Here is a 15026-nt window from a genome sequence, read left to right as displayed (position 1 = left end):
TGAAATTGCTAAGAAGGGGACAAGACAGCAATGTCCCCTTCTGACCAAGGAAAGACAATGAACAAGAAACTGATCAATGCAATCGGCGCCGTGATGATCGCGGGTTTTGCCGGTGCTGCCTCGGCGGCGCAGTACAGCTGGTCGTTCACCTCGACCGCGACCTCGCATGTCGGCGCCAGTGGTTTCGGCTCGAACGTCACCGAGTACTCGTCGATGAACTACACCAACGGCGCAGGCCAGTCGGTGAATATCCAGGGTTTCGCCAACACCGCGTCCAGTTCAACGATCGAACGCGCCTACCTGACCTATCAGGGCAGCAGCGGTCTCGGCATGACCAGCCGCGATTCGTCGTGGAACAACGAAGTCGACAACTCCGGCTACGCGACCTATCCCGACCATGCGATGGACAACGAGGGCGCGATGGAAGGCATGCTGTTCTCGTTCGGATCGGAAATGAACCTCAATCTGGTCGATATCGGCTGGTTCAGCGGCGATTCCGACATCACCGTGTACGCCTACACCGGCGCCTCGGTGGCGGACATCAACAGCACGGTCATGGGCAAGACCTACTCGACGCTGACCGGCTGGACCAAGATCGGCGACTTCACCGGCAACAGCGACCCGCGTGTCACGACCAACGGTACCTACTCGCGCTACTGGCTGGTGACGCCGGGTTCGTCGTCGGACTACAAGGACTACATCAAGCTGGCTGGCGTGACCGCTACGACCAAGCCGAACACGCCGCCGCCGGCCGTTCCGGAACCGGCTTCGCTGGCGCTGATCGGCACCGCACTGGCAGGCATGATCGCCGTGCGTCGTCGCAAGGCCGCCTGAGCGGTCCTCCCCGCATCTGAAAAACCGCGCTTCGGCGCGGTTTTTTTTCGCCCTGGCTTCTGCGTGGTCAGAGCGTGGTGCCGTCTTCTTCCTGTGCCTGCAGGGCCCACATCTGCGCATAGGCGCCATCCAGCGCCAGCAGCTCGCCGTGGCTGCCGCGTTCGATGATGCGGCCGGCGTCCATGACCAGGATCTGGTCTGCATCCATGATCGTGGACAGGCGGTGCGCGATGATGAGCGTCGTATGGCCGCGTGCCACCTGTTCGAGCTGACCCTGGATCGCCTGTTCGGTCTTCGAGTCGAGCGCCGAAGTGGCTTCGTCGAAGATCAGTATCGGCGGGTTCTTCAGCAGCGCGCGGGCGATGGCCACCCGCTGCTTCTCGCCGCCCGACAGCTTCAACCCGCGCTCGCCCACCTTGGTTGCATAGCCGTCCGGCAGCTTCTGTACGAAGTCGTGCAACTGCGCGGCGCGGCTGGCGGCCTCGACCTCGGCGGCGGACGCCGTCACCCGGCCGTACTGGATGTTGTAGTGGATGCTGTCGTTGAACAGCACCGTGTCCTGCGGAACGATGCCGATGGCGCCGCGCAGGCTGTCCTGCGTGAGCTGGCGGATGTCGGTGCCGTTGATCGTGATGCGACCGCTGCCCTCGGCCACGTCGTAGAAGCGGTAGAGCAGCCGCGCCAGCGTCGACTTTCCGGAGCCCGAGTGGCCCACGACGGCGACGCGATGGCCGGCCGGTATCGTGAAGTCGACGTCGTGCAGGATCTGCCGCGCTGGCTCATAGCCGAAGTTCACCTGCTGGAAGCGCACTTCGCACGGACCGTCGGCCAGCGTCAGCGCGTCCGGCGCGTCGGCGACCTCGCGGTGCGTTTCCATCAGCGCGAACATGCGCTCGATGTCGGTCAGCGACTGACGGATTTCGCGGTACAGCACGCCGAGGAAGTTCAGCGGAATGTAGAGCTGGATCATGAAGGCATTGACCAGCACGATGTCGCCGATGGTCATGCGACCCTCGGCGACGCCGACCGTGGCCCGCCACATCATCAGCGTGACGCCGATGGCGATGATGAAGGCCTGGCCCATGTTGAGCCAGGACAGCGACACCTGACTGCGCTCCTGTGCGCGCTGCCAGCGGATGAGCTGCTCGTCGTAGCGGCGCGCCTCGAATTCCTCGTTGTTGAAGTACTTCACCGTTTCGTAATTGAGCAGGCTGTCGATGGCCCGCGTATTGGCGGCCGAGTCCAGTTCGTTCGCCTCGCGTCGTATCGTCGTGCGCCAGTTGGTGACGGTGACGGTGAAGGTGATGTAGAGCGCCAGCGTGACGAAGGTGATCAGCGCGAAGCTCGCTTCGTACTTCACGGCGAGGATGCTCAGCACCAGCCCGATCTCGACCAGCGTCGGCAGGATGGAGTACAGCGTGTAGCTGATCAGCGAGCCGATCGCCCGCGTGCCGCGCTCGATGTCGCGCGTCAGGCCGCCGGTCTGGCGCTCCAGATGGAAGCGCAGCGACAGCGCGTGCAGGTGGCGGAACACCTGCAACGAGATACGGCGCACCGCCTGCTGGGTGACGCGCGAAAACACGATCTCCCGCAGTTCGGTCAGCATCGAGGTGGAGAAGCGCAGCGCGCCGTAGGCGGCCAGCAGGCCCAGCGGCACCAGCAGCGGCGCCGCTTCGAGCGCGGCGCGGCTGCTGGCGGCGGCCGGCGCCAGCGCGTCGATGACCTGCTTGAACACCAGTGGCACCGCGACGTTCGAGCCCTTGGCCAGCACCAGGCAGGCGAGCGCGATCAGCACCCGCCACTTGTAGGCCCACAGGTAAGGCAGCAGGTTGCGGATGGTTTCTGAATCGCGGCGGCGGGCGCCCGGTACGGTTGCAGCGGGCAGGGGGGCAGTGGCGGATCGTCTCATGCGCGGATTCTACGGGCTGCCGGGCCGGCTGAAGGGAATTCACCACCGAGGCACGCACCCCGCGCGAGCAGACCGCGTGGCCCGCCTGCCGGTCAGATCAACATGGTGAGCCAGGCGGCGCCCACCGACAGCAGCACGCCCGGGACGACCTGCAGCGCGAAGGCGCGGTCGCCGGTGGTGGTGGCGACGATGAGCTTGCTGCACGCGTTGGTGGTGAAGGCCGCCAGGACCGGCAGTACGGCCTGGTCGGCGGTAATGCGTCCCGACGCCTGCAGAGAGGCCACCGCTGCCGAGGCGGAATGGGCGTCGGCGAAGCCGGCCAGCGCGGCGGCGATGCCTGCGCCGCCGGTGCCATAGCGGTCGGTCAGGAAGGCGGTCAGCAGCAGAAGTACGCCCATCGTGGCGGCAAACAGCAGCGCCAGTCGCGGATTGAAGGGACGGCCGGGCGGCGGCGTATCGCCGTTGTGCGCGCGTACGCTGCGCAGCGCGATCAGCAGACCGTAGCCGGCGGCGGCGACGCCGGCCGCCAGCAAGGGCGGCGCCATCGCCCGCAGCACCGCCGGACTGGTGGCCGCCAGCAACAGCGCGAGATAGACCACGGTCGCCAGCGACGACAGCACGGCGCCCGACACGGCGCCTGCGCGCAGCAAGGGATTGCGCCGCGCCTCCGCGCCCATGGCAGCGATGGTGGCGGTGCTCGACACGAAGCCCGAGGCGAAGCCGGCGAAACTGAGACCGAGCGCGGGACCCGCGGCGCGCAGCGCAATGTGGCCGCAGGCGTTGATCGCCATCATCAGTACCGCCAGCGTCCACAAGGTGCGCGGGTTGATCGCTCCGAGCGGATCGACCATGCGGTCCGGTACCAGCGGCAGGATGACCAGCGCCGCGGCGGCCAGCAGCAGCCCGTCATGCACTTCCTGCTCCGACAGCACACGCACGACGAAGCGATGCAACTGGCTGCGCGCCGCCAGCGCGATGGCGACCAGCACACCGATGCCGATCGCCAGACGCGCGTCGTGCATGGCCAGCGCACCGAGCATGAAGGTGAGCACCAGCGCGATTTCTGTGGTGAGGCCCGGATCGTCGTCACGCGAGCGGCGGTAGGACACGATGGCCAGCGCGCCGACCACCGCAGCCAGTACGGCCAGCGTCGCGCCGCCGCCGAGCAGCATGGCGAGCGCGCCCAGCAGCGAAGCCAGCGTGAAGGTGCGCAGCCCGGCGGCGGCACGCGCCGGGCCCTCGCCCTTGCGACGTTCGCGTTCGATGCCGATCAGCAGGCCGATGCCCAGTGCGGCGGCCAGGCCGGTCAGCCGCGGATCGATGTCGGCGGGCATGGCGGAGGATGGAATGTGCTCATACCATTACCTTACCCGACGGCGCGCCGGACTCCGGCCGTCCAATGAAGCGGAGACCCTGCCCATGCACACCACCCTGATCACCGTAGATGGCCTCGAAAGCGAGGACTGCGTCCATGAAATCACCAACGTGATCCACGAACTGCCGGGCATCAACATGGTGGAGGTCGCGCTGGCGACCGGCACCGTCAGTGTCGAGCACAGCCCGCTGGTCAGCGAAGCCGATATCCGGCAGGTGCTGGAAGACGAGGGCTACGCGCTGAAGTAGCGCACCCGGCACGGCCGCTGCGCCGTCGCCCGATGCGCGTCGGACAGGGGTCGGGCCGCCTCCGCAGCCGGCAGATCGCCAATGATCGGGTGCATTGATCGCATCCGCGTGCTTCATTCCGGTGCGCGATCGGGCCTTTAAATCCATGCTTTGAAAAGGGTTTTTACACACCCGTGCGAGATGCGTGCGGCCGCAAGGCGGCATGTGCATCCATTGATCGCACATTGATCGCACTCGTCCGGGACGCCGGTGGCACGGCGTATGCGAATGGGGAGACGAGCGCCTGAAGGACAGTCGATGTTCCGGGCGCCGCATTCCTGATCGCATACCACCACCGGAGATTGCCATGCCCAAAGTCACCCGCCCCGCCAACGAGAAGGGCGAATTCCTGGTCGATTACGAAGAGAAGGTGTTCGAGGACGTGAAGGCCGAGCCGGGCGAGAAGGCTCTGGTCACCTTCCACACCGTCGCCTTCGAAGGTTCGATCGGCTTCGTCAATCTGCTGCAGGCCACCCGCCTGAAGCGCAAGGGCTTCGACACCTCGGTGCTGCTGTACGGCCCGGGCGTCACGCTGGGCGTCAAGCGCGGCTTCCCGACGCTGGGCGACGAAGCCTTCCCCGGGCACCAGAACTTCAACAAGCAGATCGAGAAGTTCATCGAGGAGGGCGGCAAGGTCTATGCGTGCCGCTTTGCGTTGCAGGCGCTGTACGGCCACGGCGAAGGGTCGCTGATCGAAGGCATCCGTCCGATCAATCCGCTCGACGTGCTGGATCTGATCCTGCTGCATCGCAAGGACAACGCCTTCATCCTCGACACCTGGACGCTGTGATCATGGGTGCCCGCTCGTTCTTCGGCGCGCGGCATGCCTGCGGCGTGCTGCCGCTCGCGCGGCGCGATGTCGCGCCGCCGGCTGCATCGGCTGAGGCTGCAGCCTGGCCCTGGGGCTCCGCCACGCCTGCGGTCGGCACGGCGACCCCGCGCAGGGCGACGCAGACAGCCGGCGCCTGGCCATGGGGGCGTGCGGGCAAGCATCGTCCGGTCCGGGTGTCCGGCAGTGCAGCGGAGCGCCGGTCATGAGCGCGCCGCGCATCGTGCGCGCTGCCGCCATCCAGATCGCGCCCGATCTCGAATCCGCCGACGGCACGCTGGCCCGCGTGCTGGCGGCGATCGACGAGGCGGCGGACCGCGGCGCGACGCTTGCCGTGTTCCCGGAAACCTTCGTTCCCTATTACCCGTACTTCTCCTTCGTACGGCCGCCGGTGCAGATGGGCGCCGACCATCTGAAGCTGTATGAACGGGCGGTGACGGTGCCTGGGCCTGTCACACAGGCGGTCGCGGAGAAGGCGAAGTCGCGCGGTGTTGTCGTGGTGCTCGGCGTGAACGAGCGCGACCACGGCAGCCTGTACAACACGCAGCTGGTGTTCGACGCCGACGGCCGCCTCGCGCTCAAGCGTCGCAAGATCACGCCGACCTATCACGAACGCATGGTGTGGGGGCAGGGCGACGCCGCCGGGCTGAAGGTGGTCGACACTGCCGTCGGCCGGCTCGGCGCGCTCGCCTGCTGGGAGCACTACAACCCGCTGGCGCGCTATGCGCTGATGACCCAGCACGAAGAGATCCACTGCGCCCAGTTTCCGGGATCGATGGTCGGCCAGATCTTCGCCGACCAGATGGAAGTGACCATCCGCCACCACGCGCTGGAATCCGGCTGCTTCGTCATCAATTCGACCGGCTGGCTCAGCGACGAACAGATCCAGTCCATCACGCCGGACGCGACGCTGCAGCGCGCGCTGCGCGGCGGCTGCCACACCGCCATCGTGTCACCGGAAGGTGTGCATCTGGCGCCGCCGCTGACCGAGGGCGAAGGCATGGTGGTGGCCGATCTCGACATGGCGCTGGTGACCAAGCGCAAACGCATGATGGATTCGGTCGGCCATTACGCGCGGCCGGAACTGCTGAGCCTCGCCATCAACGACCGGCCAGCCACGACGACGGTCGCCCTGCACGACACCTCACCCCGGAGCACTGCCGATGAGCACGATCACGACCCCCGACGCCTCCAGCCGGCAACTGATGACGGAGCTGCAGTCGTACGGCTTGCGACTGGCTGATCCGAAAGCCGGCGCGCCCAGCCGCCGCGGCGGCGCCGGGCCGTCCGACCACAAGGCGGTCACAGTCGATGGCGTCACCATCATGGTGCCGGTGCATACCGGCAGCGCCTTCGAATCTCCCTTCAGCGCCGACGCGCCGGACGCCGACGGCCGCGTACAGATCCGCCGCGGTCACATCCCGATCGCGCTGGCCAGCTTTCCGAAGCAGCCGCGCTTCTATGCGCTGCAGACCTTCGATGGCATTCCGTACTCGCACATCGCCACGCTGCACGGCGCCGACGTGCTGGCGACCACGGTGCTGCAGACCTGCATCCGTTACGAGAGCCGGCGCAAGGCCTGCAAGTTCTGTTCGATCGGCCAGTCGCTGGCGGCCGGACGCACCATCGCGCACAAGACGCCGGAACAGCTGGCCGAGGTCGCGCGTGCCGCGGTGCTGCTCGACGGCGTCAAGCACATGGTCATGACCACCGGCACGCCGGCCACGCCGGACCGCGGCGCGCAGGTGCTGTGCGATTCGGCGTTCGCGGTGCGCGCCGCCGTCGACCTGCCGATACAGGGCCAGTGCGAACCGCCGGACGATGACCGCTGGTTCGCGCGGATGAAAGCCGCAGGCATCGATACGCTGGGCATGCACCTCGAAGTGGTGACGCCGGCGCTGCGCGAACAGCTTATGCCGGGCAAGGCCACGGTGCCGCTCGCGCGCTATATGGACGCGTTCGCGGCGGCGGTCGAGGTGTTCGGCCGCGGCCAGGTGAGCAGCTACATCCTGGCCGGGCTGGGCGACACGAAAGAGGCCATCCTCGACATGAGCGCGCAACTCATCGCGCTCGGCGTCTATCCCTTCGTCGTGCCCTTCGTGCCGATCAGCGGCACGCCGCTGGAAGACCATCCGGCGCCGTCGCCCGAATTCATGCGCTCGATACTGGCGCCGCTCGGCGAACGGGTGTCGGCCGCCGGCCTGCGCTCTGCCGACATCAAGGCCGGTTGCGGCAAGTGCGGCGCCTGCTCGTCGTTGTCCTCGTTCGAACGCGCGGAGGTCGCCCATGCTGTCGGCTGACGCGAAGGACCTGTGCGAACTGGCGCCGCGCTTCGCGCCCTGCGAGTTCCGCATCAAGTGGGCGCACGGCGACTGGGAGCACGACCAGGCAATGCGGCTGCGCCGCGCGGTATTCTGTGCCGAACAGGGCGTGTTCCCGGGCGACGACCGCGACGCCATCGACGCGCACGCGCAGATCATCGTCGCGCTCGCCTGCGTCGGCGGCATGCCGGACCAGGTGGTCGGCACCGTGCGCATCCACGAGGACCGCGCGAGCGATCCCGGTCTGTGGTGGGGCTCGCGTCTGGCCGTGCATCCGGCCTTCCGCAGCCAGGGCCGGCTTGGTGCCACGCTGATCCGCCTGGCGGTGACCAGCGCGCGCGCACGCGGCTGCCACACCTTCCTCGCCCATGTGCAGGCGCAGAACCTGCCGCTGTTCCGTCGCCTGCACTGGACACCGCTGCAGGCGGAAACGCTGCACGGCCGGCCGCACTGGCTGATGCAGGCACAACTCGACCACTATCCGCCGTGCTACGACGTCTACACCGGCTTCGTCGCGCGCAGCGCCGGAGCGTCGGCATGACGCTGCCCGCCATGACGCTGGCCGAACTGACCGACGCGCTGCGCGGCAGCCCGGGTTTCGCGCACAAGCGCGACATTTCCGACGTGATGGCCGCGCTCGGTCGCGCGCTGCCCGGCGGCGTCGCCGACATGGCGCAGGCGGTGGCAGTTGGCGACGACTGCGCCGCCATTCCCGATCCGTCGGGCGAGGGCTGGCTGCTGTTCGCGATCGAAGGGCTGGTCGAGGAATTCGTCGCGCGCATGCCGTGGTTCGCAGGCTACTGCGGCGTCATGGTGAACGTGAGCGACATCTGCGCAATGGGCGGCCGGCCGCTGGCCGTGGTCGATGCGCTGTGGAGCGACGGCGCCGACAGTTCCGAGCCGGTGCTCGATGGTCTTGCCGCCGCGTCGGCGCGCTACGGTGTGCCCATCGTTGGCGGCCACAGCAACCACCGCGCGGCGCGCGGCCAGCTGGCGGTCGCGGTACTGGGCCGCGCGCGCACGCTCATCACCAGTTTCGACGCGCAGCCGGACGACGACCTCATCCTCGCGGTCGACCTGCGCGGCGCCTTCGAAGAACCCTATCCGTACTGGAACGCGTCGACCCGCGCGCCCGCCGAGCGGCTGCGCGGCGACATCGAAATCCTGCCGCGCCTGGCCGAAGACGGCCTGTGCGACGCCGGTAAGGACGTCAGCATGGCGGGCGCCATCGGCAGTGCGCTGATGCTGCTCGAATGCTCCGGCGTCGGCGCGCAGATCGACCTCGACACCGTGCCGCGTCCCGAAGGCGTGCCGCTGCTGCGCTGGCTGCTGTCCTTTCCCAGCTTCGGCTACGTGCTGTCGGTGCGTCCGCGTCACCGGCTGCGCGTGCTCGAACGCTTCGCCGCGCGCGGCATCGCGGCGGCGCGCATCGGTCGCGTCACGGCCTCGCCCGAAGTGTGGCTGACCCAGCGCGGCGAGCGGGCGCTGCTGTGGAACGTGAAGGATGAGCCCTTCATCCGTGCGCCGCGGGAGACCCTCGATGTCTGAGCGGCTGCACATCGGTCTGCTGACGCATTCGGTCAATCCGCGCGGCGGCGTCGTGCACACGCTGGAGCTGGCGCAGGCGCTGCACGCGCAGGGCCACGCGGTGACCGTGTTCGCACCGGCCGCCGAAGGGCAGCGTCTGTTCCGCGGCATCGACTGCCGTTTCGAGCCGGTGCCGGTCGCAACGTACGCGACCGACGTGGTCGACATGGCCCGCCGCCGCATCGACGCCTTCGTCGACCACCTCGCACCGCGCCTCGAACAGACCCGCTTCGACGTGCTGCACGCACAGGACGGTCTCGGCGCCAACGCGCTGGCCACCTTGCAGCAGCGCGGTCTGATCGCCGGCTTCGTGCGCACCGTACATCACCTCGATCCGTTCGCCGATCCGCAGCTCGCGGCGTGGCAGACGCGAGGCGTGCGGGCTGCGTGCGGCGTGCTGTGCGTGAGCCGGCTGTGGCAGCAACGCCTGCAGGACGAACTGGGCGTGCAGGCGCACTGCGTGAGCAACGGCGTCGATCTGGCGCGCTACACCGGCACGCCGGACGCCCGCGATGCCGCGTTGGCGCGGCGCCTCGGCCTGCGCGGCGGCCCGGTCTTCCTCGCCGTCGGCGGCATCGAGGCGCGCAAGAACACGCGCCGCGTGCTGCAGGCCTTCGCGCTGCTCAAGCCGTCGCTGCCGCAGGCGCAGTTGGTGATCGCCGGCGGCGCCAGCCTGCTCGATCACGCCGACTACATGCAGGCCTTTAACGACGATCTGCGCACCAGCGGACTGCGCGAAGGCGCAGGCGGCGACGTCGTCATCACCGGCGCGCTCGAGGACGCCGACATGCCGTCGCTGTTCCGCCTCGCCGACGTGCTGGTGATGGCGTCCATCCGCGAGGGCTTCGGTCTGGTCGTGCTGGAGGCGCTGGCCAGCGGAACGCCGGTGGTCGCCTCGCGCATCGCGCCCTTCACCGAATACCTCGGCGACGACACCGCCAGCTGGGCCGACCCGCTCGATACCGCCTCGATCGCGCAGGCGATGCGGCACGCGCTCGATCCGGCCCGCGCCGCGCTGCTGCGCACGCCGCCGCCGGTCTGCCACCGCTACAGCTGGGCCGCCTGCGCCGCCCGCCACGTCGATCTGTACCGCGCGCTGTGCGCCGCGCCAGCGCGCCAACCCGAAACCGTCTGAGGACCCTCATGCCCGCCATGCACTTCACCGTCCGCTGGCCGGACGCGACCGAAACCCGCTGCTACTCGCCATCGCTGGTGATCAAGGACTACTTCGCGCCGGGCAGTCGCTATCCGCTGCCCGACTTCATGCGCTCGGCGCGCGAAGCACTGCACATCGCGTCCGAGCGGGTGCGCGCGAAGTACGGCTTTGCCTGTTCGGCCGCGATGGACCAGCTGGCCGATCTCGAACAGCTCGCCGCCCGCTGGGGCGACGACCCGAATACCCATGTCGAAGTCGTCGCCTTCGACGACTGACGCCACACCGAGGAGCTCCGAATGAACGCACCCGCCCACATCCCCCATCTGCCGGTCATCATCGTTGGCGGCGGTCAGGCCGGCCTGTCGATGAGCGCCTGCCTGCAGCAGTCCGGCATCGACCATCTGGTGCTGGAGAAGCACAGCGCCATGCACGTCTGGCGCACCCAGCGCTGGGACAACTTCTGCCTGGTCACGCCGAACTGGCAGTGCGCGCTGCCCGGCCACAGCTACGACGGCCCCGAGCCGCACGGCTTCATGAAGAAGGACGAGATCAATGCGTACCTCGACGCCTTCCGCCGCAAGGTGAATCCGCCGCTGCGCGAAGGCGTGTCGGTGCAGCGCATGACACCGCGACCGGATGGCGGCTTCCACGTATCGACCTCGGCCGGCGACTGGACCGCCGACCAGGTGGTGGTGGCCAGCGGCGGCTATCACGTGCCCATCGTGCCGCGCATGGCCGAGCGGCTGCCGGCCGGCATCGTGCAGCTGCACTCGGAGCAGTACCGCAACGCCGACGCGGTGCCGCCGGGCGCGGTGCTGGTGGTCGGTTCCGGTCAGTCCGGCGCGCAGATCGCCGAGGACCTGCATCTGGCCGGCCGCACCGTGCATCTGGCGGTGGGGGATGCGCCGCGCTGCGCCCGCTTCTACCGCGGCCGCGACGTCGTCGACTGGCTGGCCGACATGGGTTACTACGACATGCCGGTGACCGCCCACCCGCTGCGCGAGGGCGTGCGCGACAACACCAACCACTACGTGACCGGCCGCGACGGCGGGCGCGACATCGACCTGCGCCGCTTCGCGCTCGAAGGCATGCAGCTGTACGGCCTGCTGCAGGACTACCGCGACGGCGCACTGCAGTTCGCGCCCGGCCTGCGCGCTGCGCTGGACAGCGCCGACCGCATCTACAACGGCATCAACGCCGCCATCGACAAACATATCGCCGAGCGCGGCATCGATGCGCCGCCGCCGTCCGTCTATGAGCCGGTGTGGCAACCGGGCGACGAGTGCGCGGCGCTCGATCCGGTCGCCGCCGGCATCACCAGCATCATCTGGTGCATCGGCTTCTCGCCCGACTTCCGCTGGGTGGACGCGCCGGTGTTCAACGGCCGCGGCGATCCGGTGCATGTGCGCGGCGTGACGCAGCAGCCGGACCTCTATTTCCTCGGCCTGCCCTGGCTGCATACCTGGGGCTCGGGCCGCTTCTCCGGCGTGGCACGCGATGCCGAATACATTGCGGCGCGCATCGCCGAACGGCGCAGCGCGCAGCCCGCCGACACGGAGGCGCTGACATGCTGATGGACAGCGCTGAGCGCCTGCAGTCGTCGGCGGCGCTGCAGCAGCACTACTGCGCCGGCATGCCGCAGCTCGGGCTGTACGGCCTGGCCGAGAACTGGCTGCTGAAGGAGTGCGGCCACCTGCACTGGATGGCGATCGCCCGTGCGCAGGGCCGGGCGGTGCCGGACTTCGTCGACGCCGTCGGCCGCAAGTGCTACGCGGCGCTGACTGCGGTGCACCTGCGCGAAGCGCAGCTCGACGCAGTGGCGGAGAACGCGCCGTTCTCGCTGACGGTACGTGCCGTATCGCCCGGCCGCGCCCAGCACTTCAGCGCGCAGACCCTGCGCTGCGGCAACACGCGCGCGGCGCGCATCGAACTGCTGTCCGCTTTCGTGCGGCGCGATAGCGGCAGCAACCGCAGCATCGTGCGTGCGCCGGTCGAAGGCCCCGAATGCGGCGACCGCAGCTTGACCGACGCCGCACTGTCGCTGCAGGCGCGCGCCCGGCTGTTCCGCAGCGGCGACGGCGTCGCCCGCATGGGGCTGCAGCCGGCGGCGGGTGGGAGCGTGCTGCGCGCGGTCGACATCACGCCCTGTCCGCACAACGACTTCAACGGCGCCGGCCTGCTCTACTTCGCAAGCTTCCAGGCGCTGGCCGACCGCGCCGAACTGGCCTGCTTCGGGCTGCGCCCGGCGCTGACCGCCGAGCGGGAACTGTATTTCTACGGCAACATCGATCCCGGTGAGACGGTGCGTGTCGAACTGCTCGCCGCGCGCGAAGACGCCACCGAGTTCGCGCACTGGTGGCGCGTGCGCCGTAGCGCGGATGGCGCGCGCATCGCCGACCTGATCACCCGCAAACGACGACTGCCCTGAACGCCCCGATGGACAAGACTTCGCAGCACTGGCTCAAGCGCATCCGGTCGAGCAACAAGCCGGCCTATCTGCTGATCGCCGACCTCATCGCCGAGGACGTGCGCAGTGGACGGCTGAGCCCGCGCGACCGTCTGCCGGCGCTGCGCGACCTGGCCGACGCGCTCGAACTGAACTACACGACGGTGGCGCGTGGTTACGCCGAGGCGCGTAAGCGCGGGCTGATCGACGCGCGCGCCGGCATGGGCACCTTCGTCCGCGGCTCGACGCCGGGCATGGCGCTGCGTGGCGGCAGTGCAGCCGAAATGACAATGAACCTGCCGCCCGAGCCACAGGACCCCGCCTTGCTCGCCCACCTGCGCCACAGCGCAGGACAGCTGATGGCGCAGTCCGACTGGAACGATCTGTTGCGCTACCAGGATTTCGGCGGCACCCGCGACGACCGTGTGGCCGGCGCGCACTGGCTGCGCCAGCGGCTGCCGCTGTGCGCGGCCGAGCGTGTGCTGGTGTGCCCCGGCATCCACAGCGCGCTGACTGCGCTCGTTTCGCTGCTGGCGCGGCCGGGCGAAACGATCTGCGTCGAGTCGCTGACCTATCCGGGCATCAAGGCCATCGCCGCCCAGCTCGGCGTGCAGCTGCACGCGCTGCCGCTCGACGACGACGGCCCCAGCGCCGACGCCTTCGAGCACGCCTGCAAGACACTGAAGCCGCGCGCGCTGTACTGCAATCCGACGCTGCTGAACCCGACCACCGCCACCGTCAGCCGCGCGCGGCGCGAGGCGCTGGCCGACGTCGCGCTGCGCTACGCCATCCCCATCATCGAAGACGACGCCTACGCCATGTTGCCGCCCGAGGTGCCGCCACCGCTGGCGGTGCTGGCGCCGGCGCTCACCTATTACATCGGCGGTCTGTCGAAGTGTTTCGGCGCGGGATTGCGCGCGGCCTATGTGCACGCGCCGGGCCCGCGTCAGGCCGAGCGGCTGGCAGGCGCGCTGCGCGCGACCACGGTCATGTGCTCGCCGATCACCAGCGCACTGGCCACGCGCTGGATTACCGATGGCACCGCCGAAGCCATGCTGCAGGCGATCCGCGCCGAATCGATGGCGCGTCAGGCCTCGGCCGCGCGCATGCTGGCGGGACACGCGCTGCGTGCACAACCGGAAGGCTTCCACTTCTGGCTGCCGCTCAGTTCCGACGGGTCCATGGTCGAGTTCGCCTCCCACCTGCGCGCCCAGGGCGTGGCCGTCGTCGCCAGCGCCGCCTTCAGCACCGACGGCACCCCGCCGGACGCCGTGCGCGTCTGCCTCGGCGGCCCGATGTCGCGCGAAGACTGCGACATCGCGCTGCGCCTGATCGCCGACACGCTGGAACATCCGGTGCATCCGCATGCGAATGTGATGTGAGGGGCTGGGGACTAGGGGCTGGAGGCTGGAGGGCAGGGTGCGCCGGGGCGGAGCCAGAGGCGGTGAGCGGCGACACGACGAGCATGTCGCGGCCTCTGCGTGTCGGCGGCTTTTACACCGACCTGTCCGAGAAATGGCATTGATGGGGCCTGGTGAACGCAAGCCATTGCTTTTGCGGGACAGTGATGCCGGCAGCGCACGCTGTGGCGCAGCTCTTGCTCGCGGTCCATCGCATCGTGGCTTTCCGGTAGAGGAGCATCATCAATGAACGTAACCACCAAGGTATTCGTTGCCGCGGGACTGCTGGCCTCCATCGTCGCCGCCGTGCCGGCGCAGGCGGCAAGCCTGTCCGGTACCTACACGGCGGACGATTACGCAACCGTCTATCTGTCCACCGACCTGCTTGCCGACGCCAGTGAAATCATCAGCGACAAGACCACGCTCTGGGGTTCCAGCGAGACGTTCTCGGGCGCCGCGTTGGCAGCGGGGCAGGATTACTACCTGCTGATTCGTGCGCGTAACGTGTTCAGCGGTCCGGCCATGTTCATCGGGGATTTCTCGATCAGCGGCGAAGGTTTCCGGTTCGCCAACGGCGGGCAGACCCTCAGCACCGGCACCGCTTACTGGACGGTCAATGAAAGCGGTTTCGGCGCGCCGGGTGCGACACCGGTAAGTCTCGGAACCAATGCCGGCCTGCAGATCTGGGGTCAGCGCCAGGGCATTTCGGCCGACGCCGAAGCGATCTGGGCCTATTACGCGGACTGGAGCGCCGGCTACAACGGTCCGGCGTATTTCGTCGCCCAGATCGTCGCCGTGCCTGAACCGGGAAGCTGGGCGATGTTCGGCGCGGGACTGGCACTCCTGGCGATGCGCCGGCGCGCCGTGGAGCGCTGAACCGGC

General features: G+C 68.8%; 15 protein-coding genes. 13 read left to right on the top strand and 2 right to left on the bottom strand.

The window, feature by feature from the left end; translation table 11 throughout:
- The first annotated feature begins 57 nt into the window (after positions 1 to 57).
- Positions 58 to 834: an exosortase-dependent surface protein XDP1 gene (gene xdp1, locus METFAM1_RS0110650; RefSeq protein ID WP_019919602.1), complete on the top strand. Its 777-nt coding sequence runs from the start codon at positions 58 to 60 to the stop codon at positions 832 to 834.
- 67 nt (positions 835 to 901) lie between these two features.
- Here the strand turns inward: xdp1 and METFAM1_RS0110645 are convergent, their stop codons facing one another.
- Both METFAM1_RS0110645 and METFAM1_RS0110640 read right to left on the bottom strand, forming a co-directional pair.
- On the bottom strand, positions 902 to 2743 hold the full coding sequence (locus METFAM1_RS0110645; RefSeq protein ID WP_019919601.1) for an ABCB family ABC transporter ATP-binding protein/permease: 1842 nt from the start codon (positions 2741 to 2743) through the stop codon (positions 902 to 904).
- Between the two features lie 92 nt (positions 2744 to 2835).
- Positions 2836 to 4077 carry an MgtC/SapB family protein gene (locus METFAM1_RS0110640; protein WP_019919600.1) on the bottom strand — a complete coding sequence of 414 codons (1242 nt, stop codon included), beginning with the start codon at positions 4075 to 4077 and terminating at the stop codon, positions 2836 to 2838.
- A gap of 85 nt (positions 4078 to 4162) precedes the next feature.
- On the opposite strand from METFAM1_RS0110640, the gene METFAM1_RS0110635 reads away from it, so the two are divergent.
- The 12 genes from METFAM1_RS0110635 (at position 4163) to METFAM1_RS0110580 (ending at position 15020) form a co-directional block, all read left to right on the top strand.
- The gene (locus METFAM1_RS0110635) at positions 4163 to 4366 is read left to right on the top strand and encodes a heavy-metal-associated domain-containing protein (protein ID WP_019919599.1); all 204 of its coding nucleotides are present in this window, start codon (positions 4163 to 4165) and stop codon (positions 4364 to 4366) included.
- Positions 4367 to 4712: 346 nt separating this feature from the next.
- The gene (locus METFAM1_RS0110630) at positions 4713 to 5195 is read left to right on the top strand and encodes an MSMEG_0572/Sll0783 family nitrogen starvation response protein (protein WP_019919598.1); all 483 of its coding nucleotides are present in this window, start codon (positions 4713 to 4715) and stop codon (positions 5193 to 5195) included.
- A gap of 244 nt (positions 5196 to 5439) precedes the next feature.
- Positions 5440 to 6477 (top strand): Nit6803 family nitrilase, encoded by a 1038-nt coding sequence (locus METFAM1_RS0110625; protein ID WP_019919597.1) that lies wholly within the window; start codon positions 5440 to 5442, stop codon positions 6475 to 6477.
- Complete coding sequence (locus tag METFAM1_RS0110620; protein ID WP_232419729.1) at positions 6398 to 7534, top strand: MSMEG_0568 family radical SAM protein; 1137 nt, start codon at positions 6398 to 6400, stop codon at positions 7532 to 7534. Before METFAM1_RS0110625 ends, METFAM1_RS0110620 begins: the two co-directional genes overlap by 80 nt.
- Positions 7521 to 8096, top strand: a complete 576-nt coding sequence (locus tag METFAM1_RS0110615) for an MSMEG_0567/Sll0786 family nitrogen starvation N-acetyltransferase (protein ID WP_019919595.1) — start codon at positions 7521 to 7523, stop codon at positions 8094 to 8096. Before METFAM1_RS0110620 ends, METFAM1_RS0110615 begins: the two co-directional genes overlap by 14 nt.
- Positions 8093 to 9103, top strand: coding sequence for a sll0787 family AIR synthase-like protein (locus METFAM1_RS0110610; protein WP_019919594.1), 1011 nt, complete (start codon positions 8093 to 8095; stop codon positions 9101 to 9103). Before METFAM1_RS0110615 ends, METFAM1_RS0110610 begins: the two co-directional genes overlap by 4 nt.
- Complete coding sequence (locus METFAM1_RS0110605; protein WP_019919593.1) at positions 9096 to 10277, top strand: MSMEG_0565 family glycosyltransferase; 1182 nt, start codon at positions 9096 to 9098, stop codon at positions 10275 to 10277. The genes METFAM1_RS0110610 and METFAM1_RS0110605 overlap by 8 nt, the downstream gene beginning before the upstream one ends.
- 8 nt (positions 10278 to 10285) lie before the next feature.
- On the top strand, positions 10286 to 10573 hold the full coding sequence (locus METFAM1_RS0110600; protein WP_024300630.1) for an MSMEG_0570 family nitrogen starvation response protein: 288 nt from the start codon (positions 10286 to 10288) through the stop codon (positions 10571 to 10573).
- A 21-nt stretch (positions 10574 to 10594) separates the two neighbouring features.
- Entirely contained in the window at positions 10595 to 11872 is a 1278-nt protein-coding gene (locus tag METFAM1_RS0110595) for an MSMEG_0569 family flavin-dependent oxidoreductase (RefSeq protein ID WP_019919591.1), read from the top strand.
- A complete protein-coding gene (locus METFAM1_RS0110590; protein WP_019919590.1) occupies positions 11866 to 12726 on the top strand; it encodes a Pnap_2097 family protein in 861 nt (286 codons plus the stop codon). Before METFAM1_RS0110595 ends, METFAM1_RS0110590 begins: the two co-directional genes overlap by 7 nt.
- An 8-nt stretch (positions 12727 to 12734) precedes the next feature.
- Complete coding sequence (locus METFAM1_RS0110585) at positions 12735 to 14126, top strand: aminotransferase-like domain-containing protein (RefSeq protein ID WP_019919589.1); 1392 nt, start codon at positions 12735 to 12737, stop codon at positions 14124 to 14126.
- A 264-nt stretch (positions 14127 to 14390) separates the two neighbouring features.
- On the top strand, positions 14391 to 15020 hold the full coding sequence (locus tag METFAM1_RS0110580) for a PEP-CTERM sorting domain-containing protein (RefSeq protein WP_019919588.1): 630 nt from the start codon (positions 14391 to 14393) through the stop codon (positions 15018 to 15020).
- Positions 15021 to 15026: the final 6 nt, after the last annotated feature.

This window comes from Methyloversatilis discipulorum (assembly GCF_000527135.1).
GTDB classification, from domain to species: domain Bacteria; phylum Pseudomonadota; class Gammaproteobacteria; order Burkholderiales; family Rhodocyclaceae; genus Methyloversatilis; species Methyloversatilis discipulorum.
This window is presented reverse-complemented; position numbering and strand designations above follow the sequence as displayed.